The organism is Isoptericola cucumis (assembly GCF_014635665.1).
GTDB lineage: Bacteria > Actinomycetota > Actinomycetes > Actinomycetales > Cellulomonadaceae > Isoptericola > Isoptericola cucumis.
In genome coordinates, this window is the sequence record NZ_BMDG01000007.1 from 165,485 (window position 1) to 191,317 (window position 25,833).

General features: G+C 74.3%; 17 protein-coding genes. 11 read left to right on the forward strand and 6 right to left on the reverse strand.

The window, feature by feature from the left end:
- Positions 1-51 precede the first annotated feature (51 nt).
- From IEW03_RS11880 to IEW03_RS11890, 3 genes are read left to right on the forward strand one after another with little or no spacing between them, the layout of a single operon-like run.
- On the forward strand, positions 52-1,473 hold the full coding sequence (locus tag IEW03_RS11880; RefSeq protein ID WP_188523893.1) for a hypothetical protein: 1,422 nt from the start codon (positions 52-54) through the stop codon (positions 1,471-1,473).
- Positions 1,470-2,486, forward strand: coding sequence for a DUF8094 domain-containing protein (locus IEW03_RS11885; protein WP_188523894.1), 1,017 nt, complete (start codon positions 1,470-1,472; stop codon positions 2,484-2,486). The genes IEW03_RS11880 and IEW03_RS11885 overlap by 4 nt, the downstream gene beginning before the upstream one ends.
- 25 nt (positions 2,487-2,511) lie before the next feature.
- A complete protein-coding gene (locus IEW03_RS11890) occupies positions 2,512-3,462 on the forward strand; it encodes a tetratricopeptide repeat protein (protein WP_188523895.1) in 951 nt (316 codons plus the stop codon).
- Positions 3,463-3,551: 89 nt separating this feature from the next.
- On the opposite strand, the gene glgB is transcribed toward IEW03_RS11890, so the two are convergent.
- Complete coding sequence (glgB, locus tag IEW03_RS11895) at positions 3,552-5,795, reverse strand: 1,4-alpha-glucan branching protein GlgB (RefSeq protein ID WP_188523896.1); 2,244 nt, start codon at positions 5,793-5,795, stop codon at positions 3,552-3,554.
- Positions 5,796-5,928: 133 nt separating this feature from the next.
- Between glgB and IEW03_RS11900 the strand changes: the two genes are divergently transcribed.
- The gene (locus tag IEW03_RS11900; RefSeq protein ID WP_188523897.1) at positions 5,929-6,945 is read left to right on the forward strand and encodes a LacI family DNA-binding transcriptional regulator; all 1,017 of its coding nucleotides are present in this window, start codon (positions 5,929-5,931) and stop codon (positions 6,943-6,945) included.
- Here IEW03_RS11900 and IEW03_RS11905 read toward each other — a convergent pair whose 3' ends face one another.
- Entirely contained in the window at positions 6,946-9,123 is a 2,178-nt protein-coding gene (locus IEW03_RS11905; RefSeq protein ID WP_188523898.1) for an alpha-galactosidase, read from the reverse strand.
- Between the two features lie 145 nt (positions 9,124-9,268).
- Here IEW03_RS11905 and IEW03_RS11910 point away from each other — a divergent pair, with 145 nt between their 5' ends.
- From IEW03_RS11910 to IEW03_RS11935, 6 genes are all read left to right on the forward strand, one after another.
- Entirely contained in the window at positions 9,269-10,960 is a 1,692-nt protein-coding gene (locus IEW03_RS11910) for an ABC transporter substrate-binding protein (protein ID WP_188523899.1), read from the forward strand.
- 16 nt (positions 10,961-10,976) lie between these two features.
- On the forward strand, positions 10,977-11,966 hold the full coding sequence (locus tag IEW03_RS11915) for an ABC transporter permease (RefSeq protein ID WP_188523900.1): 990 nt from the start codon (positions 10,977-10,979) through the stop codon (positions 11,964-11,966).
- 13 nt (positions 11,967-11,979) lie between these two features.
- The gene (locus IEW03_RS11920; protein ID WP_188523901.1) at positions 11,980-12,999 is read left to right on the forward strand and encodes an ABC transporter permease; all 1,020 of its coding nucleotides are present in this window, start codon (positions 11,980-11,982) and stop codon (positions 12,997-12,999) included.
- A complete protein-coding gene (locus IEW03_RS11925; protein ID WP_229737940.1) occupies positions 12,996-13,949 on the forward strand; it encodes an ABC transporter ATP-binding protein in 954 nt (317 codons plus the stop codon). Before IEW03_RS11920 ends, IEW03_RS11925 begins: the two co-directional genes overlap by 4 nt.
- Positions 13,946-14,869: an ABC transporter ATP-binding protein gene (locus IEW03_RS11930; RefSeq protein WP_188523902.1), complete on the forward strand. Its 924-nt coding sequence runs from the start codon at positions 13,946-13,948 to the stop codon at positions 14,867-14,869. Before IEW03_RS11925 ends, IEW03_RS11930 begins: the two co-directional genes overlap by 4 nt.
- 74 nt (positions 14,870-14,943) lie before the next feature.
- Positions 14,944-17,523, forward strand: a complete 2,580-nt coding sequence (locus tag IEW03_RS11935) for a glycoside hydrolase family 2 protein (RefSeq protein WP_188523903.1) — start codon at positions 14,944-14,946, stop codon at positions 17,521-17,523.
- Positions 17,524-17,559: 36 nt separating this feature from the next.
- On the opposite strand, the gene IEW03_RS11940 is transcribed toward IEW03_RS11935, so the two are convergent.
- From IEW03_RS11940 to IEW03_RS11950, 3 genes are read right to left on the reverse strand one after another with little or no spacing between them, the layout of a single operon-like run.
- Positions 17,560-18,933 (reverse strand): phosphotransferase, encoded by a 1,374-nt coding sequence (locus IEW03_RS11940; RefSeq protein WP_188523904.1) that lies wholly within the window; start codon positions 18,931-18,933, stop codon positions 17,560-17,562.
- The gene (gene treS / locus IEW03_RS11945) at positions 18,930-20,726 is read right to left on the reverse strand and encodes a maltose alpha-D-glucosyltransferase (RefSeq protein ID WP_188523905.1); all 1,797 of its coding nucleotides are present in this window, start codon (positions 20,724-20,726) and stop codon (positions 18,930-18,932) included. Before treS ends, IEW03_RS11940 begins: the two co-directional genes overlap by 4 nt.
- Complete coding sequence (locus tag IEW03_RS11950; RefSeq protein WP_188523906.1) at positions 20,723-22,807, reverse strand: alpha-1,4-glucan--maltose-1-phosphate maltosyltransferase; 2,085 nt, start codon at positions 22,805-22,807, stop codon at positions 20,723-20,725. The genes treS and IEW03_RS11950 overlap by 4 nt, the downstream gene beginning before the upstream one ends.
- A gap of 373 nt (positions 22,808-23,180) precedes the next feature.
- Here IEW03_RS11950 and IEW03_RS11955 point away from each other — a divergent pair, with 373 nt between their 5' ends.
- Positions 23,181-23,960 carry a type IV toxin-antitoxin system AbiEi family antitoxin gene (locus tag IEW03_RS11955; RefSeq protein ID WP_188523907.1) on the forward strand — a complete coding sequence of 260 codons (780 nt, stop codon included), beginning with the start codon at positions 23,181-23,183 and terminating at the stop codon, positions 23,958-23,960.
- A gap of 69 nt (positions 23,961-24,029) precedes the next feature.
- Here IEW03_RS11955 and IEW03_RS11960 read toward each other — a convergent pair whose 3' ends face one another.
- The gene (locus IEW03_RS11960) at positions 24,030-25,805 is read right to left on the reverse strand and encodes an FAD-binding dehydrogenase (protein WP_188523908.1); all 1,776 of its coding nucleotides are present in this window, start codon (positions 25,803-25,805) and stop codon (positions 24,030-24,032) included.
- Between the last annotated feature and the right edge of the window lie 28 nt (positions 25,806-25,833).

The window sequence follows — 25,833 nt, forward strand, 5'->3', positions numbered from 1 at the left end:
CGGCCTCGTGCCGTCCCTATGCTGGACTGTCCTCGTCGAAAGGGAAGCTCGGTGCTGCAACGCATTCTGGGCGGCGTCCTCGTCCTCCTCGGACTGGTCGCCGTCGCGCTCGGTGTCGCGTCCGCCACGGTGTGGCGTGACTCCGACACGGTGGTCGCCACGGCCGAACCGGTCGGTGACGGCACGATGGTCGTCACGGACCCCGGAGTCCTGGGTCTGGTGAGCGGTGACGTGACCGTCAGCGCGAAGGGTCCCGAAGGGCAGCCCGTCACGCTCGTCGTCGGTCGCGACGTCGACGTCCTCGGCTGGATCGGCAAGGACCCCTACTCGCGCGTGACCGGTCTGGAGGACTGGGACACGCTCGGTGTCGAGGCCGGCGCGGCCGAGGAGACGCCGAAGGGCGAGAAGGACGCCGAGAAGTCCGCGGCCGCCCCGAGCGGCGCGGACCCGGCCGGCAACGACATGTGGGTCGCGCAGACCTCCGACGACGGCAGCGCGACCCTGCGCTGGAGCGACCGCCCGGGCCGGTGGACGCTGCTGGCCGCCGGCGTCGGCAAGGACGCGCAGGCGCCCACCCTGGAGCTCACCTGGCCGCGCACCGTCACCACGCCGTACCTGTGGCCGGCGGTCGGCGCCGGCGCGGTGCTCGTGGTGCTGGGCGGCCTGCTCTTCGTGCTCGGGACCCGTCGCGCGCGCTCCCGCCGGGACGACGCGCCGCGGCGCGGCACCGGCGCGGCCTCGCCCACCGGGACCGCGGCCGAGGGCCCCGACGCCGCGGCGGGCGACGACGCCGCACCGGCGGGGACGAACCCGTTCGTGCCCGTGGGCGCCACCGCGTGGTCCCCGGCGTCCGACACCCCGTCCGACACCCCGTCGGACGGGTCGGACGGCTCGTCCGACCTCGAGGCCGACGCCGCGTCCGACGAGGACGGCCCCTCCGGGTCCGGGACCGCCGAGGTGCCGATGGCCGGAAGGCTGCTGCGCCGTTCGCGCCGCCGCTCCGCCGCCCCCCAGGAGCCCGACGCCGCGGCGGTGCCCGATGCGGCACCGGCCGGCTGGGCGGCGCCGGGCGCCGACGCCGCCGCGGACCCCGCGACCGCCTGGTCGCCGGCCGTCGCGCCCGTGCCCGCCGAGGCACCGGCCGACGCACCCGCGCCGTCGGCCCCCGAGGCCCGGCCCGCGACCGGTGCGACCCCCCACCTCTCGCGCCGCGAGCTGCGCGCGCAGGAGGAGGCCCGGCGGGCTGCCGAGCAGGGTGGCGTGACGCGCATGCTGCGCGCCATCACCGGCTCCATCCCCGCGGTGCGGCCGCAGGCGCCCGACGCGCCCGCCGCCCCCGCGCAGGACCACGACCTGTCGACGCCGGCCGGGCGCGCCGCCGCCTGGCGCGCGACCTGGGGCTTCGGTCAGACCCCCGGGGGCGGGTCCGCCGGACCCGACGACCACCGACCGACCGACGGGGAGAACCGATGAACCGCCGAACCACCCGCCGCGGCCTCGCCGCCGTGAGCGCCGTCGTCGTGGGCTCGGTCCTGCTCGCCGGGTGCACCGAGGACGTGCCCCAGCCGCAGGCCGGCGAGCCGTTCGACGGCCCCGTGCTGACCGAGGAGCAGGAGACCAAGGTGCTGTCCGCCGTCTCCTCCACGGTGCAGAAGGCCGACAAGAAGCTGGACCCGGCCGCCCTCAAGTCGCGGGTCACCGGCCCGGCGCTCGAGGTGCGCGCGAGCCAGCTCGACGTGGCCAAGTCGCGCGACGACAGCTCGCTCGTCACCGAGATCCCGGACGAGTCGCAGCAGCTGGTCATCCCGACGACCAGCACGTGGCCGCGCACCAGCTACTCGATCACGGTGCCCACCGAGGACCTGGAGACGCCCCGCCTGGTCGCGTTCGAGCAGGACTCGGCCCGCGCCGCGTACAAGATGTGGTCCTGGGTGCAGCTGCTCCCGGGCGTCGTGATGCCGGCGTTCGCGGACGCGGGCATCGGCAGCGAGGCCGTCGCGTCCGACGACGACTCGCTGGCCGCGACGCCGGCCGACGCGCTCAACCAGTACGCCGACGTCGTCACCCTCGGCTCGGAGGAGTCGTCGTTCGCGAAGGGCTTCGACCTGCCGGAGGAGGACCTGGCCGCGCGGGTGCAGGGCGACGCGAAGAACGTGCGCTCGACCCCCGGCTTCGAGGACGCCGACGGCGAGTTCGAGGCGAAGTTCTCCGCGCGCAAGGACGACATCCGGTCCGTGCGGACGGCCGACGGCGGGGCCCTGGTCATGGGGGCCCTCGACGGCAGGACGACGCTCACCGTGGAGGAGGAGGGCGAGGTGCCGCCGTTCACCGAGACGCAGAAGGCGCTGCTCGGCGACGCGGGCCTCACCAACGAGCTGGAGGTCGAGTACACCGACATGGTCGCGCTCTACGTGCCGGCCAAGGACTCGGACGAGAAGATCCGTCCGCTGGGGTACTCGCACGTCGCGACCGCGGCGTCCAACTGACGACCACCCTCTTAGGATGTCGGTCATGAGCAACGCCACCCCCGAGCCGAGCATCAGCACCCGCGGTGCCGTCGACCTGTCGGCGCTGAACCGCCCGCAGTCCCCGCCCCCGGGCGAGCCGGGCGGCGCGCCGCCCGCGGACGGCTACGTCCTCGACGTGACGGACGCCAACTTCCAGCAGGTCGTGCAGGACTCGACGACGTACCCGGTCGTCATGCTCCTGTGGATCCCGACGGACCAGGCGAACGCCGAGCTGGGCACGCTGCTGGGCCGGCTGGCCGAGGAGTACGCCGGCCGGTTCCTGCTGGGCCGGCTCGACGCGCAGGCGTACCCGCAGGTCGCGGCGGCGTTCCAGGTGCAGGGCGTGCCGACGGTCGTCGCCGTGCTGCAGGGCCAGCCGCTGCCGCTGTTCCAGGGCGGCGCCCCGGAGGAGCAGGTCCGCGAGGTCCTGGACCAGCTGCTGGCCGCCGCCGAGCAGAACGGCGTCACCGGGCGTGCCCCCGCCCAGGGCGGCGGGCCCGAGCCCGAGGCCCCGGCCGAGGCGGAGCCCGTCGAGGAGCCGCTGCCGCCGTTGCACCAGGAGGCCTACGACGCGATCGAGCGCGACGACCTCGACGCCGCGGCCGCCGCGTACGCCAAGGCGGTCAAGCAGGACCCCAAGGACGCCGACGCCGTCGCCGGCCTCGCCCAGGTGCACCTCATGCAGCGCACGCGCGGCGCGGACCTGCAGACGGTGCGCACCGCGGCTGCCGACGCCCCGCAGGACGTCGACGCGCAGCTCGCCGTCGCCGACATGGACATGCTCGGCGGGAAGGTCGACGACGCGTTCGCCCGGCTGCTCGAGATGCTCCCGGGGGCCGACGCCGAGGTCAAGGAGACGCTGCGCGTGCGGCTCCTGGAGTACTTCGAGGTCGTCGGCCCGACCGACCCGCGGGTGGGCAAGGCCCGGCAGCGCCTGGCGATCAGCCTCTACTGAGCAACGCGCCCCTGAGCAACGTGCGTGCTGACAGGATCCTCATCCCTGCCGTTTGAGGATCAGGTCAGCACGCACGTTGCCGTCCGGGGTCAGCCGGCCGGCGTGAGGATCAGCGCGCCGAGGGGCGGGACGCGCAGCGACACGGAGTGCGCCCGCCCCTTGGACGGCACCGCCTGCGCCTCCACGCGGCCGAGGTTCCCGACGCCGGACCCGCCGTACTCGCGGGCGTCCGTGTTGAGAGCCTCGGTCCAGTCCCCGCCGGCGGGCAGCGCCAGCCGGTAGTCCTCGTGCGGGGCACCGGCGAAGTTGACCACGACGACCACCGGTCGGCCGGCGCGGTCGCGCCGCACGTAGGAGATCGTGTCGTGGTCCGCGTCGTCGGCGTCGAGCCACTCGAAGCCGCCGGCCTCGAAGTCCAGCTCCCACAGGGCCGGCGTCGCGCGGTACAGGGCGTTGAGGTCGCGGACGAGGCGCTGCACCCCGGCGTGCGCGGGGCTGTCGAGGTGCCACCAGTCGAGGCCGGACGACTCGTCCCACTCGGCGTCCTGCGCGAACTCGGTGCCCATGAACACGAGCTGCTTGCCCGGGTGGGTCCACTGGTAGGCGAGGAACGCCCGCACCCCGGCGAGCTGCTTCCAGCGGTCGCCGGGCATCTTGCGCAGCAGCGAGCCCTTGCCGTGCACCACCTCGTCGTGGCTGATCGGCAGCACGTACTGCTCGGAGAACGCGTACACCAGCGAGAACGTCAGCTCGTGGTGGTGGAAGCGGCGGTACAGCGGGTCGTGGGCGACGTACCGCAGCGAGTCGTTCATCCAGCCCATGTTCCACTTCAGGCCGAAGCCGAGGCCGCCCGAGTCCGTGGGCCGCGTGACGCCCGGGAAGGCGGTCGACTCCTCGGCGACGAGCACGACGCCCGGGTTGCGCCGGTAGGCCGTCGCGTTGGTCTCCTGCAGGAAGGCGATCGCCTCGAGGTTCTCGCGCCCCCCGCGGGCGTTGGGGACCCACTCGCCCGGCTCGCGGGAGTAGTCGAGGTAGAGCATCGACGCCACGGCGTCGACCCGCAGCCCGTCGGCGTGGAACTCGGAGAACCAGTAGGTCGCGTTGGCGACGAGGAAGTTGCGCACCTCCGGGCGGCCGAAGTCGAAGACGTACGTGCCCCAGTCCGGCTGCTCGCCGCGCCGCGGGTCCGGGTGCTCGTACAGGGGCGTGCCGTCGAACCGGGCCAGCGCGAACTCGTCGCGCGGGAAGTGCGCGGGCACCCAGTCGAGGATGACGCCGACGCCTGCCTGGTGCAGGCGGTCGACGAGGTGCCGGAAGTCGTCGGGGTGGCCGAACCGGGACGTCGGCGCGTAGTAGCCGGTCACCTGGTAGCCCCAGGACCCGCCGAACGGGTGCTCGGCCACGGGCAGCAGCTCGACGTGCGTGAACCCCTGTTCGACGACGTACGCCGTGAGCTCGTCGGCGAGCTCGCGGTAGCCGAGGCCGGGCCGCCACGAGCCGAGGTGCACCTCGTACACGCTCATCGGCCCCAGGTGCGGGTCGCGCTCGGCGCGGGCGGCCAGCCACGCGTCGTCGCCCCAGACGTGCTCCGAGCTCACGACGACCGACGCCGTGGCCGGCGGCACCTCGGTGCCGCGGGCGAGCGGGTCGGCCTTCGCGCGCCACACCCGGTCGGCGCCCAGCACCTCGAACTTGTACCGGGTGCCCGGCCCGACGCCCGGGACGAAGAGCTCCCACACCCCGCTGGACCCGAGCGAACGCATCGGGTGCACCGGCGTCCAGCGGTTGTGGTCGCCGACGAGCCGCACGCCGCGCGCGTTCGGCGCCCACACGGCGAACGCCGTGCCGGACACCTCGCCGCGCGGGCCCGGGTAGCGGCGAGGGTTGGCGCCGAGCGCCCGCCACAGCTCCTCGTGCCGGCCCTCGCCGATGAGGTGCAGGTCGACCTCGCCGAGGGTCGGCCAGTAGCGGTACGGGTCGTCGGCCGTCTCCACGTCGTCGCCGTAGCGGGTGCGCACGCGGTAGTCGGGGGCGCCGGGGGACCCGTCGTCGCCCGTCGGCGCCGGGACGACGGCCGCCCACACGCCGGCCGCGTCGTGCGTCGCCGGGTGCTCGCCGTCGTCGGTCACGACCACGACCTCGTCGGCCAGCGGCCGCAGCACGCGCACGACCGCCCACGCGCCTCCGGAGCGTCCGGTGCCGCCGGGGCTCCCGAGGGCCGCCGTGCCGGGGTCGAGCGGGTGCGGGCCCAGCACCGCGTGCGGGTCGTGCGTGGTGCCCTGCGCGACGGCGGTGAGCACCTCCGGGTCGACGGGCGGCGGCGACGGCGTCATGCGATCACCCTTGCACTCACCCCGCGAGTTGTCAGGGCCAGGCGGGTGCATCCGTCCTCGCGGCCCCTGGGCGTGGCCCTGACGGCTCGCCGGGGGTGCGCGAGGCATACGATCCTGCTCGGAAGGTGGTGGCATGGCCCGGATCACGATCGCTGACATCGCTCGCCGCGCCGGCGTGTCGACCGGCGCGGTGTCGTACGCGCTGAACGACCGCCCCGGCGTCTCGAAGGAGACCCGGGAGCGGATCCTGTCGATCGCCGCCGAGCTCGGGTGGGCCCCGAGCCAGGCCGCGCGGTCCCTGTCGGGCGCCCGGGCGGAGACGGTCGGCCTCATCCTGGCCCGCGACCCGCACACGCTCGGGTACGAGTCGTTCTACATGCAGTTCGTGGCCGGCATCGAGTCGGAGCTCGCGACCCGCTCCTACGGGCTGCTGCTGCAGGTGGTCGAGGACCTCGACGCCGAGGTGCAGGCGTACCGCCGCTGGCGGGCGGCCCGGCGCGTGGACGGGGTGGTCGTCGTCGACCCGAGGGCGGTCGACCCGCGCGTGGAGCTCCTCGCCGAACGGGACGCGCTGCCGGCGGTCGTCGTCGGCGACCCGAGCCTCGCGGGCGGGCTGACCTCCGTCTGGACCGACGACGCCGCGGCCATGCGCGAGAGCGTCCGGTACCTGGCCGACCTGGGGCACACCCGGATCGGCCGGGTGTCCGGCGTCGAGGACTTCGGGCACACCCACATCCGCGACGTCGCCTTCACCGACGAGGCGACGTCGCGGGGCGTCCAGGCCGTCGTGCGGCGCACCGACTTCTCGCCCGAGCGGGGCGCCGAGGCGACCCGCCGGTTCCTCGACGGGCCGGACGCCGTCACCGCGATCGTGTACGACAACGACGTGATGGCGCTCGCGGGCCTGGGCGCGGCGCACGAGGTCGGCGTGCGCGTCCCGCAGGACGTGTCGCTCGTCGCGTGGGACGACTCGCCTCTCTGCCTGGCCGCGTTCCCGCAGCTCACGGCCCTCAGCCACGACGTGACCAGCTACGGCGCGCACGTCGCCCGGCGGCTGTTCGAGCGCATGGGCGGGGCGCGCCCCGGCTCCTACCTCGACTCCACGCCCACGCTGAAGGTGCGGGGGACGACCGCCCCGCCGGCCCGGTGACTACCGCGCCGGCCCGGCGACCGGCTCGGCGACCGGCTCGGCGACCAGGTGCAGCACCAGCGCCTGGACGGGCCAGAGGGTCGGCGGCTGCAGCCCGACGCCGGCGAGGACCCGGCCCGGGAGGGCCACCGGCCCGTCGCCGATCCACCCGGGGGTGATCCAGCCCCAGCGCGCCGGCCCGGCCTCGTCGCGCACGCGCACCGTGTACGTCAGGTCGGGGTCGAGGCCGTCGAGGCGGACCCGTTCGACGAGCGCCTCGGCGGGCGCGGCGACCGTCGCGATCGTGAAGACCGCCTCGCGCCGGTCGGGCGCGACGACGCCCCGGACGCGCAGCGCCGGGTCGAGCACGTCCGGGTGCACGACCGTGCCGGTGTGCAGCAGCCCGCGCAGCTCCCGGTAGAGCGCGCCGAACGCCATGATCGCCGTCGTCTCCTCGGGGGTGCACGCGAGGATGTCCCACTCGAACCCCGCGGAGCCGGCGAGCGACGTCGCGGCGCGGAACGAGAGGTCGGTGGCCCGGCCGGACGAGTGCGCGGGCGACGGGCCGACGTGCGCGCCGACGAGCTCCGGCGGGAGCACGAGCTCGGTCCAGCGCTGGATGTCCTGCCGCTCCACGGGGTCGTTGGAGTCGGAGGCCCAGACCCGGTCGGTGCGCGCCAGGATGCCGAGGTCCGTGCGGGCGCCGCCGGACGAGCACGACTCGATCTCCAGCCCGGGGTGCTCGGCCCGCAGCACGTCGAGGAGCCGGTACGCGGCGAGGGTCTGGACGTGCGTGCCGGGGGCGCCGTCGTGCACGGGCTCGACGAGGTCCCGGTTGTGGTCCCACTTGATGAAGTCGATCCCCAGGCTCCGCACCAGGTGGGACATCCGGGACCGGACGTGCTCGAACGCGTCCGGGTGCGCCAGGTCGAGGACGTACTGGGTGCGGAAGCTCAGGCCGTCGGGTGACGGCACCGCGGCGGGGTTCGAGAGGATCCACCCCGGGTGCGCGCGGGCGAGGTCGGAGTCGAGGTTGACCATCTCGGGCTCGAACCAGAGCCCCAGCTGCATCCCGAGGCCGTGCACCAGCTCGGCCAGCGGCTCGAGCCCGTCCGGCCAGACGTCGGTGTCGACCTCCCAGTCGCCCAGGCCCCGGGTGTCGTCCCGGCGGGCGCGGAACCAGCCGTCGTCGAGCACGAAGCGCTCGACGCCCACCTCGGCGGCGCGGCGGGCGAGCGCGGCGAGGCGCGCGGGGTCGTGGTCGAAGTACACGGCCTCCCAGGTGTTGAGCACCAGCGGGCGCGGCGTCCGCGGGTGGCCGGGGCGGGCGCGGAGCCAGGTGTGGAAGCGGTCGGAGATCCCGTCGAGCCCCCGGTCCGACCAGGCGAAGAAGGCGGTCGGCGTCGCGTAGGACTCGCCCGGCGCGAGGCGGACCTCGCCCGGGCGCAGGTGCTCGCCCGCGCCGAGGAGCGTGGGGTGCTCGGTCATGCGGTCGAGGCGGTGCACGACGTCCGCGCTCCAGGCCAGGTGCACGGCCCACGCCTCGCCCGACCGGTTGCGGGGTGCCCCCGTGGACGCGATCGTCACCCACGGCGCGTCGTGACCGCCGCGCCCGCGGCGGGAGGTGCGCGTCGTGGACCCGGGCGGCATCGCCGTCGTGACGGGGTGCTTCTCGCGGGTCCAGCGGCCGGTGAACTGCGTGAGGCGGCCGGCCGCCCTGGCCACGGGCAGGGTCGCCTCGAGCAGCTCGACGTCCGCGGGCCCGGGGCCGTCGTTGGTCAGCTCGTGCCCGAGCAGGACGAGCCCGCCCGCGCCGATCTCGAGGTGGGTGCGCAGGGTCAGCCCGGCCGCGGCGTCGTCGGCGGTGACGCGCAGCGTGGCGGGGCCGTCCTGCTCGACGGCGGTCACGCTCCAGCGGGGGTGGACCGGGCGCCCGTCCCGGACGACCGTCAGCCCGGGCCGGCCGGCCCAGCCGTCGGACTCCTGGGGGACCAGGGGCAGGCGCCAGGCGGCGTCGAGGGTGCCGGGCGGGGTCTGGCGGCTCGTGGCCTGCTCGAGCGCGTCGACGTCGGCGGCCTCCAACGGCCCGAGGTCGGCGCCCCAGTGCAGCACGCACGGCAGGCCGTCGGCGCCGGACGTCGTGATCACGGCGACGCCGTCGCGGCGCAGGACGGTAGGAGTGCGGGGCTCTGCGGTCATGGTGCTCCTGGCGGTGGCTCGGGGTCGGTCGACGGTCGGGACCTTGACGACTCTAACTTAAGCGTTAAAGTGACCTGCGTCGCGAAGTGGCGACGGCCCACGAGCGGGCGCCACCGACGGCACCCGACCAAGGAGAGGACCAGAGATGTTCCCGAGGACACGCACAGCGCGCCGGTCGGCGACCCTCGTCGGGGCGGCGGCGTTCGCCCTGCTCGCCGCCGGGTGCGGCGGCGGCTCGGCCGGCGGCGGGGGGTCGGCGAGCGGCCAGGACGCGACCCTCGTCGCGTACACCGGCCAGGCCGGCGACTACCAGATCAACTTCAACCCCTTCTCGCCCACGAAGATCGGCGGGCTCGGCACGATCTACGAGCCCCTGTTCTTCTCCAACAAGGCCCAGGTCTCCGACATGGTGCCGCTGCTCGGGACCGAGCAGTCGTGGAACGAGGACGGCACGGTGCTGTCGGTGACCCTGCGCGAGGGCGTCACGTGGAGCGACGGCGAGCCGTTCACGGCCGACGACGTCGTCTTCACCTTCGACCTGCTGAAGAAGACCCCGTCGATCAACAACATCGGCTACCACGGCAAGGCGACGGCGGTCGACGACACCCACGTGACGTTCACGTTCGACAAGCCGGCCTTCGTCAAGGGCCCCGACGTGCTCAGCAACACGCCGATCGTCCCCGAGCACCTGTGGCAGGACGTCAACCCGGTCGAGGACGTCGTCGAGGAGCCCGTCGGCACGGGCGCCTACATGCTCGGGGAGTTCAAGCCGCAGGCCTTCACCTACACGGCGAACCCCGACTACTGGGGCGGCGAGCCGGCGGTCAAGGACGTCCGGTACCTCGCGCTGTCCGGCAACCAGGCCGGCGCGGACGCCATCGCCGCGGGGACCATCGACTGGCAGACCGGCCCGATCCCGGACATCCAGAACACCCACCAGAACTTCCCGGCCTACGACGCGTACACCCAGTGGCAGAACCAGGCCGTCCTCGCCACCTGCTCCGACGCCGAGCTGGGCTGCGAGGGGCCGCAGACGGACCCCGCCGTCCGCAAGGCGCTGTACTACGCGATGGACCGCGAGCAGCTCAACAAGCTCGCGTTCATGGACACGGGGAACGAGGTGTCGCCCACGTTCGCGCTCACGCCCAGCCAGGACGACTTCGTCTCGGACGACGTCTCCGAGGCCGTGGCGCCGATGCAGGCCGACCCGGCCAAGGCCGCCCAGATCCTCGAGGACGCCGGCTGGGCCAAGGGCGGCGACGGGATCTACGCCAAGGACGGCGAGAAGCTCTCGCTCACCGTCGAGGTGGTCACCGGGTGGACCGACTACATCACCGCGATCGACACCATGGCGTCGCAGGCGAAGGAGGCGGGCATCCAGCTGCAGGCCGCTCAGTCCTCCTGGAACGAGTGGACGGAGAAGAAGGGCTCCGGTCGCTACGAGCTCGTCATCGACTCGCTCTGGCAGGGGCCCGCGCCCGACCCGTTCTACCTGTACACCTACTTCTTCGACTCGGGCTCCGGCGCGAAGGTCGGCGAGACGTCGGGCAACAACTTCGCCCGGTACGACAACCCCGTGGTCGACGACGCGCTCGCCGAGCTCGCCGGGCTGCCGCTCGACGACGCGGCGGCCCGCCAGCCCCACTTCGACGCGATCCAGACCGAGATCGTGCGCGACATGCCCTACATCCCGATCCTCACGGGCGGCACGACGAGCGTGTGGAAGACGGCGAAGTTCACCGGCTGGCCGTCCGACGACGACCTGTACGCCTTCCCGGCGGTCTGGTCGGCGTACGACGCCGCGGAGATCCTCAAGAAGCTCCAGCCGGCCGGCTGAGGGGGACGGAGACCTCGTGAGCTACTTCCTGCGCAAGATCGGCTTCTACGCGATCGCCCTGTGGGCCGCGCTGACGCTGAACTTCGCCATCCCGCGCCTGCTCCCGGGCAACCCGGTCGACATCCTCCTGGCCAAGCTGCAGCAGCGCGGCGGCACGGTCACCGAGGAGACCCGGGAGGCGTACGCGCTGCTGCTCGGGGGCGACGACTCGCAGCCGCTGTGGACCCAGTACGTGAACTACCTGCAGAACCTGGTCCGCGGCGACCTGGGCGTCTCGGTGAGCTACTACCCGGCCGAGGTGTCCGACGTCATCAGCCAGTCGCTGCCGTGGACGCTGGTGCTCGTGGGCCTGGCGACCGTGCTCGCGGCGGTGCTCGGCGTCGGGCTGGGGGCGTTCGTCGGCTGGCGGCCGGGGACCTGGCTGGACTCCCTCATCCCCGCCACGACGCTGCTCGCGGCCGTGCCGTACTTCTGGCTGGCCCTGCTGCTGACGTACCTGCTCGCCCGGGTGCTCGGCTGGTTCCCGATGCAGGGCGGGTACGACGTCGTGCTGGACCCCGGGTGGAACGCCGAGTTCATCTTCTCGGCGATCCACTACGGGTTCCTCCCGGCGCTGACGATCGTGCTCGCGTCGGTCGGCGGCTGGCTGCTGGGGATGCGCAACATGATGGTGTCGACCCTCTCCGAGGACTACGTCCTCACCGCGGAGGCCAAGGGCCTCGCGCCGCGCAGGATCCTGCGCTCGTACGCCTCGCGCAACGCGGTGCTGCCGTCGATCGCCGGGTTCGCGATCTCGCTCGGGTTCGTGGTGTCGGGCTCGGTGATCACCGAGCAGGTCTTCTCCTACCCGGGCATCGGCGGCCGGCTGCTCGGCGCCGTCACCAACAACGACTACGCGCTGATGCAGGGCGTGTTCCTCTTCATCACCCTCGCCGTGCTCGGGGCCAACCTCGTGGTCGACCTGCTGTACGGCGTCATCGACCCGCGCACCCGCGCGCGGTCCTGACGGGAGGCCACGAATGACCAACCTGAGCCCCGCGAACGAACCCCTGCCGTCCGACGCCGTCGAGCAGGAGGACCTGGCGCGCGACCGGGCCGGCCGCGCGCCGCGCTCCGGCTGGCGGATGCTCCTGCCCACCATGACCCCGTGGCTGGCGGTCGGCCTCGCCCTCGTCGTCGGGATCACCCTCTTCGGGGTGCTGGGCCCCTACCTCGTCGGGGACCCGCAGCAGATCCGCGACCAGGGCCTGACCCCGCCGTCCGGCGAGTTCCCCCTCGGCACCACCCAGACCGGGCAGGACGTGCTCGCCCAGCTCGCCCACGCCACCCGCGGATCGCTCCAGATCGGCTTCCTGGTGGGCGTCCTGGCCACGGTGCTGTCGGCGTTCTTCGGCATCTACGGCGCCTACCGCGGCGGCATCGCGGACGAGGCGTTCTCGCTGCTGTCCAACGTCTTCCTGGTGATCCCGGGGCTGCCGCTGGTGATCGTGATCTCGGGGTTCGTGCCCCGGGAGAGCCGCGGGCTGTGGACCATCGCCGTCGTCCTGGCGCTGACGAGCTGGGCCGCCGCCGCGCGCGTGCTCCGGGCCCAGACGCTCTCCGTGCGGGGCCGTGACTACGTGGCCGCGTCGAAGGTGTCCGGCGAGCGGCCGTGGCGCGTCATCGTCGTCGAGATCCTGCCGAACCTGCTGCCGGTCATCGCCTCGCAGTTCGTGTTCGCCGTCATCGCCGCGGTGCTGGGAGAGGCGGGCCTGTCGTTCATCGGGCTGGGCGCCGCGAACTCGGCCACGCTCGGCACGATGCTGTTCTACGCGCAGAACGGCTTCGCCCTGTCGCTGGGGGCGTGGTGGTGGTTCCTGCCGCCGGGCATCATCATCGCCCTGCTCGGCACGGGGCTGTCGCTCATCAACTTCTCGATCGACGAGATCATCAACCCGAAGCTCAAGAACCTGCGCCAGCACCGCAAGCGCGCGCGGCGTGCCGCGCGGCTCGAGCGGGAGCTGGCCGGACGCAGCGCGAAGGAGGTGGCCGCGCGATGACCGCGACCACGACCATGCTGGACCACGACGGCGTCGCCGCCGTCCCCCGCGGCACCGACCCCGTGCTCACCGTCGACGACCTCACGGTCGTGTACGAGGTCGAGGACCCGGTCACGGCCGTGAAGCACGCCAGCCTCACGCTGCACCGGGGCGAGATCCTCGGGCTGGCGGGGGAGTCGGGCTGCGGCAAGACGACGCTCGCCTACGCGGTGAACCGGCTGCACCGCCCGCCCGCGCGGATCGCCTCGGGGAGCATCACCTTCCACGACCGGGACGGCGCCGACGTCGACGTGCTGGCGCTGGAGGACCGGGAGCTGCGGGCGTTCCGCTGGGACAAGCTGTCCATGGTGTTCCAGGGCGCGATGAACGCTCTCAACCCGGTCACGACCGTGCGCGCCCAGCTGCGCGACACGCTCCTCGCACACCGTCCCGGCACGTCGAGGGCGGAGGTGCGACGGCGCTCGGAGGAGGTGCTGACCCGCGTCGGGGTGGACCCGCGCCGGCTGGGTTCCTACGCCCACGAGCTGTCAGGCGGCATGCGCCAGCGCGTGATGATCGCGATGGCGATGCTGCTGCAGCCGCAGATCATGATCATGGACGAGCCGACGACGGCGCTCGACGTCGTCGTGCAGCGCGACATCCTGCGCGAGATCGTCCGCCTGCGCGACGAGCTCGACTTCGCCGTCGTGTTCATCACCCACGACCTGCCGCTGCTGCTGGAGATCAGCGACCGGATCGCGGTCATGCTCGACGGCGAGATCGTCGAGCTGGACACGGCCGACCACCTGTACCGCGCGGCCCGGCACCCGTACACCCGCAAGCTGCTGGGCTCGTTCCCGAGCCTGTCGGGCCAGCGGGGCGGCTTCATCCGCAGCGGCGTCGACGCGCACGCCGACGCCGGCGCCACGACCGAGCACGCCGGCGCCCCGACCGAGGAGGACCGAGCATGACCCGTGTCCACGTGTCCGACCTGGTCAAGGAGTACACGATGCGGACCGGCCTGCGCCGGTCGCGGCTGCGCGCCGTCGACCACGTGAGCCTCGACCTGGTCCCGGGGCGCACCGTCGCCCTCGTGGGCGAGTCCGGCTCCGGCAAGTCCACCATCGCCAAGATCCTCACCCGCATGGAGTCGCCGACGTCGGGCACGGTCGACGTGCGCCTCGACGACGGCACACCCGTGCGGGGCGCGCTGTACCGGCGGCAGGTGCAGATGGTGTTCCAGGACCCGTTCGCGTCGCTCAACCCGTTCCACTCGATCGAGCACCACGTCGCCCGCCCGCTGCGCATCCACCAGCGCACGCGCACGGCCGACGAGACGCACGAGCGCGTGGTCGAGATGCTCGAGCGGGTGAACCTCACCCCGGGCGCGGAGTTCGCGGCCCGACGCCCCCACGAGCTGTCGGGCGGGCAGCGCCAGCGCGTCGCCATCGCGCGCGCCCTGGCGCCCGGCTCGCAGGTGCTGATCGCGGACGAGCCGGTGTCGATGCTCGACGTGTCGATCCGGCTCGGCGTGCTCAACCTGCTCGGCCGGCTGCAGCGCGAGGACCGCCTCGCGGTCCTCTACATCACGCACGACCTGGCCACGGCACGGCACTTCTCCGACGAGATCGTCGTGCTCTACCGCGGGCGCGTCGTCGAGCGGGGGCCGGCGGACGCCGTCATCCTGGACCCGCACCACGACTACACGAAGCTGCTGGCCATGGCCGCCCCCGACCCGGAACGGGTCGACCGGGTGACGCTCGGCCAGGAGGCCACCGACCGCGGGGAGATCGACAACAGCGTGTGCTTCGACCACTTCGCGGGCGAGTGGCAGGAGGCGGGCGTCCCGGCGGACCGGGCGCGCGAGCCGGCCCGCCCCCGCTCCGCCTGAGCGCCCGCCGCCGGGCCCCGGCCCGCGACGCGACCCCACCCACGCACCCACGACCGATCGACGAAGGACCCTCGATGACGTACGTCCCCCCGACCTTCCGCGCCCTGCACGACGGCTGGACGCTGACCGCCGCGGAGCTCGCCGCCGACGCCCCGCACGGCGCCCGGCCGGCGCTCGCCGCGGGCGTCCCCGCCGTCGTGCCGGGCGAGGCGCACCTCGACCTGCACCGCGACGGGCTGATCGACGAGCCGTTCGACGGCGACAACGAGGCCGCCCAGCAGTGGATCGGCGACACGTCGTGGCGGTACACGACGACGTTCGACCGGCCGCCGGGCGACGCCGCCCGCCACGACCTGGTCGCCCACGGCCTGGACACGGTGGCGACGGTGGCGCTCAACGGCGTCGAGGTCGGCCGCACGCAGAACATGCACCGGTCCTTCCGGTGGGACGTGCGCGAGGCGCTGCGCGAGGGCGAGAACACCCTCGTCGTGACGTTCGCCGCCCCGGTGCCCGAGGCGTCCGCCCGCGCCGAGCAGGACGGCGACCTGCCGTCCACCAACCACCACGAGTACAACCAGCTGCGCAAGATGGCGTGCTCGTTCGGGTGGGACTGGGGCATCGACGTCGCCGGCGCCGGCATCTGGAAGCCGATCGGGCTCGACGCGTGGTCGGGCGTACGGATCGCGTCGGTGCGCCCGCTCGTGGACGTGCTGGCCGGCGCAGGCGGCGGTCACGACGGACTGCTCACCGTGCACGTGGAGATCGAGCGCGACGGCGTCCGGCCCGACGAGGCGGTGCCCGTGACCGTCGCGCTGACCCCGCCCGGCGGCGAGGGCCCCCTGCTCAAGGCCGCCACCGTCGCCGCGGGCTCCACGACCGCGACGGTGGAGCTGCTCGTGGCCGACGTGCGGCGCTGGTGGCCGGCCGGGCACGGCGACCAGCCGCTGTACGACGTCGAGGTGACCGCGTCGAGCGGCGCCGACACGGCCGAGTGGAGCGGCCGGGTCGGCTTCCGCACCGTCGAGCTGGACACCACGCCCGACGAGGCCGGGGCGCCGTTCCTGCTCCAGGTCAACGGCGAGACCGTGCTCGTGCGCGGCGCCAACTGGATCCCCGACCACGCCTTCCTCACCCGGATCGACCGCGACCGGTACGCCCGTCGGGTGGACGACGCGCTGGAGGCGAACGTCAACCTGCTGCGCGTGTGGGGCGGCGGCATCTACGAGTCCGACGACCTGTACGACCACGCCGACGAGCGCGGCCTGCTCATGTGGCAGGACTTCCCGTTCGCCTGCGCGGCCTACAGCGAGGACGAGCCGATGCGCGCCGAGGTCGAGGCCGAGGCCCGCGAGAACGTCACCCGGCTCAGCCCGCACCCGTCGCTCGTGCTCTGGAACGGCAACAACGAGAACACCTGGGGCTCGGTCGACTGGGGCTGGGCCGGGCGGCTCGGGGGCCGCCCCTGGGGCGACCTGTACTACCGCGAGCTGCTGCCCGGCGTCGTCGCGGAGCTCGACCCGACGCGGCCGTACTCGCCCGCCAGCCCGTACTCGTTCGGGGACTACCGCCACCCCAACGACGAGCGGTACGGCACCATGCACATCTGGGACGTGTGGAACCGGGAGGACTACACCGTCTACGCCCGCTACCGGCCGCGGTTCTGCTCGGAGTTCGGCTTCCAGGGGCCGCCCGCCTGGTCGACGCTGACGCGCGTGGTGCACGACGAGCCCCTCGACCCGTTCGGGCACCAGATGCTCGTGCACCAGAAGGCGCACCTGGGCAACGCGAAGCTCGAGCGCGGCTGGCAGGGCCACCTGCCCGACCCGGCCACGATCACCGACTGGCACTGGACCACCCAGCTCAACCAGGCGCACGCCGTGCGGTTCGGCATCGAGCACCTGCGCTCGCTGACCCCGCACACCACGGGCACGATCATGTGGCAGCTCAACGACAACTGGCCCGTGGTGTCGTGGGCGGCCGTCGACCACGACGAGCACCGCAAGCCGCTCTGGTACGCGCTGCGCGCCGCCTACGCCCCGCGCCTGGCCACGATCCAGCCGCGCGCCTCCGCCGCGGCGCGGGCCGCCGCCTGGGAGGGGCTCGCGCCCGAGCTGGACGACCTCGCGCTGGTGATCGTCAACGACGCTGCCGAGCGCCTGACCGGCACGTGGACCGTCACGCGCGAGTCGCTCGACGGATCGGTGCTGGCCAAGGCGACCGTCGAGGTCGACGTGCCGGCGCGCGACGCCGCCACGGTGGCCCTGCCGGCCGAGGTGGCGGCGTTCGGCGACGCGGCCGCGGAGGTGCTCGTCGCGACGGCGGACGACCCCGAGGCCGGCGTGGGGCCCGCGTTCCGTCACGGCGCCGAGGTGGTGGACCAGCGCCTCGACCCGCGACCGTTCGAGGTCTCCGCGTCCTCCGTCACCGAGGACGGCTGCGTGCTGCGGGTGACGGCGACGTCGCTCGCCCGGGACGTGTTCTGCCACGCCGACGTCGTGGACCCCGCCGCGCGGGTCGACGAGGGCATGGTCACGCTGCGGGCCGGGCAGTCCGCGACGTTCCGCGTGGTCTCGCCGGCCGGGGGCGACCCCGCGGCGTTCGCCGCCGCCCTGCGCTGCGCCAACGACCTGCTGGGCGGGCCGGCGCGAGGCTAGGGCGGTCGTCGCGGCCGGGGGCCGGCGGTGCGCGGGTCAGCGGGACCCGGCGCCGTCGAGCACCCGGTCGACGGCGGCCAGCGGGATGTGCACCCAGTCCGGTCGCTGCCGGGACTCGTAGACCACCTCGTACAGGGCCTTGTCGAGCACGAGCGCGCGCAGCGCCGCGTCGTACGTCGGCGGGTCCATCCCGGAGGGTTCCGCGGCCGATTGGTAGGCGGCGGCGAACGCGTGGCCCGCCTCCGCCCGCCATGGCGTCGGGTCGGGCGCCCCGCCGACAGCGGCCGCGTAGTCGAACGAGCGCAGCATGCCGGCGACGTCGCGCAGCCGCAGGTCGGGCGCGGTGCGCTCGGCCACGGGCCGCTGCGGCTCGCCCTCGAAGTCGAGCAGCCGCCACCCGCCCGGGCCGTGCAGCGACTGGCCCAGGTGCAGGTCGCCGTGGATCGCCTGCAGCCGGACCGGCGGGAGGCGGTGACGCAGGTCGTCCAGCAGGGCGCCCACCTGCCCCGCCCGGGGGGCGAGCGACGGCGCCTCCGCGACCGCCTCGGCGGCCCGCCGCCGCAGCCCCGCGACGAACGACGCCGGCTCCAGCAGCGGGCCCGGGGGCAACGACCGGCGCAGCACCGTGTGCAGCTCCGCGACGACGCGCCCCAGCCCGGCCGCCAGCTGGGCGAACGACTCGCCGCGGCTCGCGTACGCGCACGCGAGCTCGAACCCGTCGTCCGCGTCGGGCACCAGCTCGGACAGGACCGCCAGCGCCAGGGGCTCGCCGTCCGGCGCGGGGACCTCCAGCGCACCGAGGAAGCGCGGCACGCCCTCCCACCCGGCGCGGGTCAGCGTCTGCGGCACGACGACGTCCGGGTGCGGGCCGGGTGCGACCGTCCGCAGCACCTTGAGGATCGTGCCCGCCCCGTCCGGGGAGGGCACGCCCGGCAGCACCACGCTCGTGTTCGACTGCTCGCCCGCCAGGACGCGGCCGCCGGCGACCAGGGCGTCGTCCGCCGCACCACCCGTCGCGCCCATCGCGTGCAGCATCGCGAGCCAGGCCGCGGGGTGCGCCCCGCCGTCGTGCACGGCGACGTCGCCGGCGCCGGTGCGCACGTCGCCGATGAACCCCGGCCCGTGCGCGTCCGCGGGGCCGAGCACCAGCGGCACCTGCGCCACGAGGTCGCCGCCGGGCAGCGCCGCGCCGACGAGGCGGACCAGCAGCACGACGACGTCCCCTCCCGGCGCGGGGCCGCTCGCCGGCCCGGCCGGCGCGGCGGGCTCGTCGTCGAACGTCACCGCCAGCCACGGCTCGGCCCGCACGTCGGCGCCGCCGGGGAACCACCGCCGGCCGGGCAGCCACGCCGCGAGCAGGTCCCCGACGCTCGGGTCGGGTCCCTGCGCGGCCGGCCGCACGGTGGTCACGACAGGTCGCCGCCCCGGGTGCCGGGCCGTGGTGCCGCCGTCGTCGAGGACGGCGGGCTCAGCAGCAGCCAGTAGAAGTCGCGCGACCCCCACGTCATCGTGACCGTCCCGTCGGGCGCCACCGGCGGGAACCGGCCGCCGCCGAACAGGTCCGTCGCCGTCCAGCCCTCGTGGCCCGGCAGGTGCACCCGCGCGGAGCGGGCCGTCGCCGACAGGTTGGCCGCCACCAGGAGCGTCTCGGCGCCCGTCGCGCGGAGGAAGGCGAGCACGGCCTCGTCCTCCGCCTCGAGCGCGGTGAACGACCCGGTGCCGAAGGCGGGGTGCAGCCGGCGCACGGCGAGCATGCCGTGCACCCAGTGCAGCAGGCTCGACGGCTGCGCCAGCTGGGCCTCGACGTTCTGGTGCTCGAAGTGGTGGACGAGCGACTGGACCAGCGGCAGGTAGAGCTTGCCCGGGTCGGCCGTCGAGAAGCCGGCGTTGCGGTCCGGGGTCCACTGCATGGGGGTGCGCACCGCGTCCCGGTCGGGCAGCCAGATGTTGTCGCCCATGCCGATCTCGTCGCCGTAGTACAGGCACGGCGAGCCCGGCAGCGACAGCAGCAGGGCGTGCGCCAGCTCGATCTCCTTGCGGGAGCTGTCCAGCAGGGGCGACAGGCGGCGCCGGATGCCGACGTTCGCGCGCATGCGCGGGTCGGGGGCGAACCACCCGTACATCGCGGCGCGCTCCTCGGTGGAGACCATCTCCAGGGTGAGCTCGTCGTGGTTGCGCAGGAACGTGCTCCACTGCCCGCCCGGCGCGGGGATGTCCGGGGTGTCGGCGAGGATGTCGAGCACCTGGCGGGCGCGCTGGTCGCGCATCGCGTAGTAGATCCGCGGCATCACGGGGAAGTGGAAGCACATGTGGCACTCGGGCTCGTCCGCGGTGCCGAAGTAGTCCACCACGTCCTGGGGCCACTGGTTCGCCTCGGCCAGCATGATCCGGCCGGGGAACTCCACGTCGATCATGCGTCGCACGCGCCGCAGGAACGCGTGGGTCTCCGGCAGGTTCTCGCAGTTGGTGCCCTCGGCCTCGAACAGGTACGGCACCGCGTCCAGCCGGAAGCCGTCCACCCCCACGCCGAGCCAGAACCGGGCGACGTCCAGCATCGCGTCCACCACGCGAGGGTTCTCGAAGTTCAGGTCCGGCTGGTGGGAGAAGAACCGGTGCCAGAAGTACTGGCGGCGCACCGGGTCGAACGTCCAGTTGCTCGTCTCCGTGTCCACGAAGATGATCCGCGCGCCCTCGTAGCGGGTGTCGTCGTCCGACCACACGTAGAAGTCGCCGTACGGGCCCTCCGGGTCGCTGCGCGAGGCCTGGAACCACGGGTGCTGGTCGCTGGTGTGGTTCATCACCAGGTCGATCACCACCCGGATCCCGCGGGCGTGCGCCGCCTCGATGAGGTCCGTGAAGTCCGAGACCGTCCCGTACTGGCCGGCGATGGACGTGAAGTCGGCGACGTCGTACCCGCCGTCGCGCAGCGGCGACGGGTAGAACGGCGGCAGCCACAGGGCGTCGACCCCCAGCCACTGCAGGTAGTCCAGCCGCTGCTCGATGCCGCGCAGGTCGCCCGTGCCCGTGCCGTCCGAGTCGGAGAACGCGCGCACGATCACCTCGTAGAACACCGCGCTGCGGTACCACCCGGGGTCGTCGTCGAGGCCCGGCTTGTCCAGCGGCGGGGGCGCGGGCTGGCGCTGCGGCGGCAGCGCCTGCACCGGGACCTGGCGCGTGATGGGCCGCGGAACGGCGGAGGTCACGCCAACCCGATCTTCAGGACGTGGGCCACCTGCGCGCGCGGGTCCAGGCGCACGTACGGGTGCGTGCCCCACGGGTACGTGGCGCCGGAGAGCTCGTCGTGGGCGACGAAGAACGGCTGGTCCTCGACGCCGTCCGGCCGGGTGAGGCCGAGGGCCGCGAGGTCCAGGAGGACCGTGGCCTCCTGGGTGGTCCACGGGTCCAGGTTGAGCACCACGAGCACGACGTCGTCCTGGCTGCCGGGGTGCCCCGTCGCCGGCAGGTGCTCGGCCCGCACCCGCCGCGAGAACGCGACGACCTGGTCGTTCGTCGTCGGGTGGACGGTGAGGTCGCGCAGCTGCTGCAGCGCCGGGTGGGCGCGCCGGACCTCGTTGAGCCGGCGCAGCAGCGTCGAGACCCCGATGACGTCGGCCTGCGACCAGTCGCGCGGCTTGTACTCGTACTTCTCGTTGTCGATCTGCTCCTCGACGCCGGGGCGCGGCACGTTCTCCACCAGCTCGTAGCCGGAGTAGACGCCCCAGGTGGGCGAGCCGGTCGCGGCCAGCACGGCGCGGACGGCGAAGCCCGCCACCCCGCCGTGCTGCAGGTACGGCGGGAGGATGTCGTGCGTCGTCGGCCAGAAGCTCGGCCGCATCACCGAGCCCTGCGGGCCCGACACCTCGGTGAGGTACTCCTCGATCTCCGCCCTGGTGTTGCGCCAGGTGAAGTACGAGTACGACTGGTGGAAGCCGATCCGCGCCAGGGTCTGCATCATCGCCGGCCGCGTGAACGCCTCGGACAGGAAGATGACGTCCGGGCGCTCCGCGTGCACCTGCGCGAGCAGCCACTCCCAGAAGTCCAGCGGCTTGGTGTGCGGGTTGTCGACGCGGAACGCCGTCACGCCCCGGTCGATCCACAGGCGCACGATCCGCAGGATCTCCGCGCTCAGGCCCGCCGGGTCGGTGTCGAAGCTCAGCGGGTAGATGTCCTGGTACTTCTTCGGCGGGTTCTCCGCGTACGCGATGGTGCCGTCGGCGCGCACGGTGAACCACTCCGGGTGCTCCGTCACCCACGGGTGGTCGGGGGAGCACTGCAGGGCGAGGTCCAGGGCCACCTCCATCCCCTCGGCCCGGGCGGCCGCGACGAAGTCCCGGAAGTCGTCCTCAGAGCCGAGGTCCGGGTGGATCGCGTCGTGACCCCCGTCCGGGGAGCCGATGGCGTACGGGCTGCCCGGGTCGCCCGGCTGCGGGTCGAGCGTGTTGTTGCGGCCCTTGCGGAACGTCGTGCCGATCGGGTGGACCGGGGTGAGGTAGACGACGTCGAACCCCATCTCCGCGACGGCGGGCAGCCGCTTCGCCGCCGTGCGGAACGTGCCCGAGCGCCACGTCCCGTCGGCGTCCCGCGTGGCGCCCTCGGAGCGCGGGAACAGCTCGTACCAGCTGCCCGCGAGCGCCAGCGGGCGGCTGACCCGCAACGGGTAGGTGGCGCTCGCCGTCACCAGCTCGCGCAGCGGCGCGCGGCGCAGGGCGTCCTTGACGGCCGCCGTGGTCGCCATCGCGAGCCGCGCCTCGGGCGGCCGGGTGTCGTCGGCGAGCTCGCGTGCGGCGGCCGCCAGGGTGGCCGCGTCCTCGGGGCTCCGGGCGGCCTGCGCGTCCGGGGCCACGATGCGCTCGAAGATCCGGCGGCCCTCGGCGAGCACGAGGTCGACGTCCTGGCCCGCGGCGAACTTGATGACGCCGTCGTGCGCCCACGTGGCGTACGGGTCGGACCACGCCTCGACGCGGAACGACCAGTCGGCGGCCGGGTCCGACGGCGTGCCGGAGACGGCGTCCGGCTGCAGGTAGCCGCGGAAGCGGTCCAGGCCGGGGGCGACGTCGGACATCGGTGCGCTCGAGTGGTCCGAGCCGTCCGGGGCGACGAGCACCGCGGTCGCCGACACGGCGTCGTGCCCCTCGCGGAACACCGTCGCCTCGACCGGGACGACCTCACCCACGACGGCCTTGGCCGGCCATCGGCCGCCCTCGACGACGGGCGAGACCTCCAGCACGGGGATCCGCCCGATCGGCGCGTACGGCGTGGGCTGCGGAGACGTCACGACCTCCACGCTATCCAGCCGCCCTGCCCGCCGCGCGCCAGTTCACCCGCGTGGTCGTAGTTCCGGGCGCGCGGCCGTATCCCCGGCGTCCGACCGGACGACCGCCGGTACGACCTCGCGGGTGTCGTCCACAGGGCGCCCGCGGCGGTGACGCGAGGTTGCCAGGATGGCGGGCATGCCGCCGAGCCGACGACGACCGGGTGACACCTCCCGTCCGACCCCGAGGGACCTGCCGACCGTGGTCAGGTACGACAGCGAGCGCCGAGCCGTGATCGCCCGGCGCGTGCGGCGCGGTGAGCTGCGGCGAGTGCGTCGGGGCAGGTACGTCGTCCCCGCACCTGGCGACGCCGGGCGTGGTCCCGCGCTGCGGCGTGAGGCTGGGGTGCTCGCGCTCGCGGCCGCGGTCGCCGAGTCGCTGCGCACCGACTACTGGTTCAGCCACGAGACGGCGGCGCTGTTGCACGGGCTCGCGGTGTACCGGCTCTCCGATCGGGTGCACGTCACACATGCGTGGAAGCCCCCGGCGCCCGCCGGGCGGGACGATCGCCTCGTCCGTCACCCGATCCGCCTGCCCGAGCGCGACCGTACGGTGGTCGACGCACGCCCCGTCACGACGCTGGAGCGCACGACGATCGACTGCGCGAGGTGGCTGCCGGGCGTCCAGGCCCTGGTGGTGGCCGACTCGGCGCTGCGTGCCGGGGCCGACCTCGCCGTCGTGCGTGAGGTGCTCGCCGAGGCGTCGGGGCGCCCGGGCGTACGCCAGGCGCGGCGCGTCGTCGAGCTGGCCGACGTGCGCGCGGAGTCGCCGGGCGAGTCGGTGGTCCGCTGGTACCTGGACGAGGCGGGGATCGACGCTCCCCGGCTCGCGGTCGAGGTGCAGACCTGGCGGGGACAGGCATGGATCGACCTCGGCTGGCCGGAGCTGCGGGTCGGGATCGAGTTCGACGGCGCCGTCAAGTACTCCGGCGGCGAGTACGGCGACCCGCGCGAGCGGCTCCTCGCGGAGAAACGGCGCCACGACGCCCTCACCGAGGCGGGCTGGATCCTGCTGCGCCTCACGTGGCAGGACCTCGCGGACCCGGACCGCCTGATCCGTCGCGTGCGCCGGGCGCTCGCCGACGCCGGCCGCCGTCGGCGACCCGGCTCTGCCGCGAGGTCGTAGCCACTGTCGTCCGGTCGTACCCCCGGCCTACGACGGGACGACCGGTTCTACGACCTCACGGGCTCGCCGTCAGAGGCTGGCGGCCAGGGCGCGACCGGTCACGCGACCGGTGTGCAGGCAGCCGCCGAGGAACGTCCCCTCGAGCGCGCGGTGGCCGTGCACGCCCCCGCCGCCGAAGCCGGCGGCCTCGCCCACGGCCCACAGACCGGCCAGCACGGAGCCGTCGGCCTGCAGCACCCGGCCGGACGGGTCGCACCACAGCCCGCCGAGCGTCTTGCGCGTCAGCACGGACAGCCGCACGGCGAGCAGCGGGCCGTCCTTCGGCGTCGTCAACGGGCGCGGCTTCGCCACCCGGATCAGCTTGTCCACCCGGTAGTCCCGGGTGGCCCGTGTCGCGACGACCTGCGGGTCCTTGCCCAGACCGCTGGACACCTGCGCGTCGCGCTGGGCGACCACGCGGGCGAGGTCGTCCGGGTCCACGTGCCCGCGCGAGCCCGGCGTCGCGTCGACGAGGGCGTTCATCCTCCCGGCCAGCTCCTCGGGCGTCTCGGCCCAGACGAACTCGGGGGACTCCGCGGCGAACCGCGCGACCGGGCCCACGGCGCCGGGCAGCACGCGCTGCGCGAGCAGCTTGACGTCCTTGCCGGTGAGGTCGGGGTTCTGCTCGGACCCCGACAGCGCGAACTCCGACTCCATGATCGCCTTGTTCAGCACGAACCAGGAGTGGTCGTCGCCGCGGCGGGTGACGTGCTGCAGCGCCCCGAGCGCGTCGAACCCGGGGAACAGCGGGGCGGGCAGCCGGCCGCCGTCGGCGTCGAGCCACAGCGACGACGGCCCGGGCAGGATGCGGATGCCGTGGTTCGTCCACACGGGCGAGTGGTTGGCGATGCCCTCCGGGTAGTGCCACATGCGCTCCTCGTGCACGAGGGCCGCCCCGGCGTCGGCGGCGGTGGACAGCATGAGCCCGTCGGTCGAGTCGGGCACCCCCGACAGCATCCGGTCGGGCAGGGTCCCCGCCTCGGGGTCCCAGTGCGCGCGGGCCAGGTCGTGGTTGGCCCCGATCCCGCCCGTGGCGACGACGACGGCGCCCGCCGTGATCTCCTCGGTGCCCACGACGTCCCGGTTCGACGGCGACCCGCGGCCGCCGAACGGCAGCCCGTCGGTCGGGTGGTCGGCCAGGACCTCGACGCGCACCCCCGTGACTGCCCCGTCCGTCGTCGTCAGCCCGGCCACCCGGCGGCGGAACCGCAGGTCCAGCAGCCCGGCGTCCTGCGCGGCCCGGGCCGCGGCGACGAACGGTCGCAGGATCGCCGGCCCCGTGCCCCAGGTGACGTGGAAGCGGGGGACCGAGTTGCCGTGCTGCGTGCCGTCCCCCTCGGGCCGCCCGCCGCCGGACCGCCGGCCCACCGTGTACCCGCCGCGCTCCGCCCACTGCACCAGCGGGAACCAGCGCACGCCGCGGGCGTGCAGCCAGGAGCGCATGTCGCCGGCCGCGAACTCCACGAACCGGTGCGCCCACGCGTAGCCGTGCCGGTCGGGCCCCTCGCCGCGCTCGGCGCCGGGCGAGAACTGCGCCGAGTCCTGCCAGTCCGACCACGCGAGCTCGGGGGAGTCGTGCACGCCCATCGCGCGCTGCTCCGGCGAGCCCACGAGGAACAGCCCGCCGAACGACCACCACGCCTGACCGCCGAACGACGCCTCCGGCTCCTGGTCCAGCAGCACCACGCGCCTGCCGGCCGCGGTGAGCTCGGTCGCGGTGACCAGCCCGGACAACCCTGCCCCGATGACGACGACGTCGGTGGTCGTTCCCGGACGTGCCACGGCGGGCGAAGCATCGGCGCTCATGACGGAAGTGTGGCAGAGGAGCGGCGCC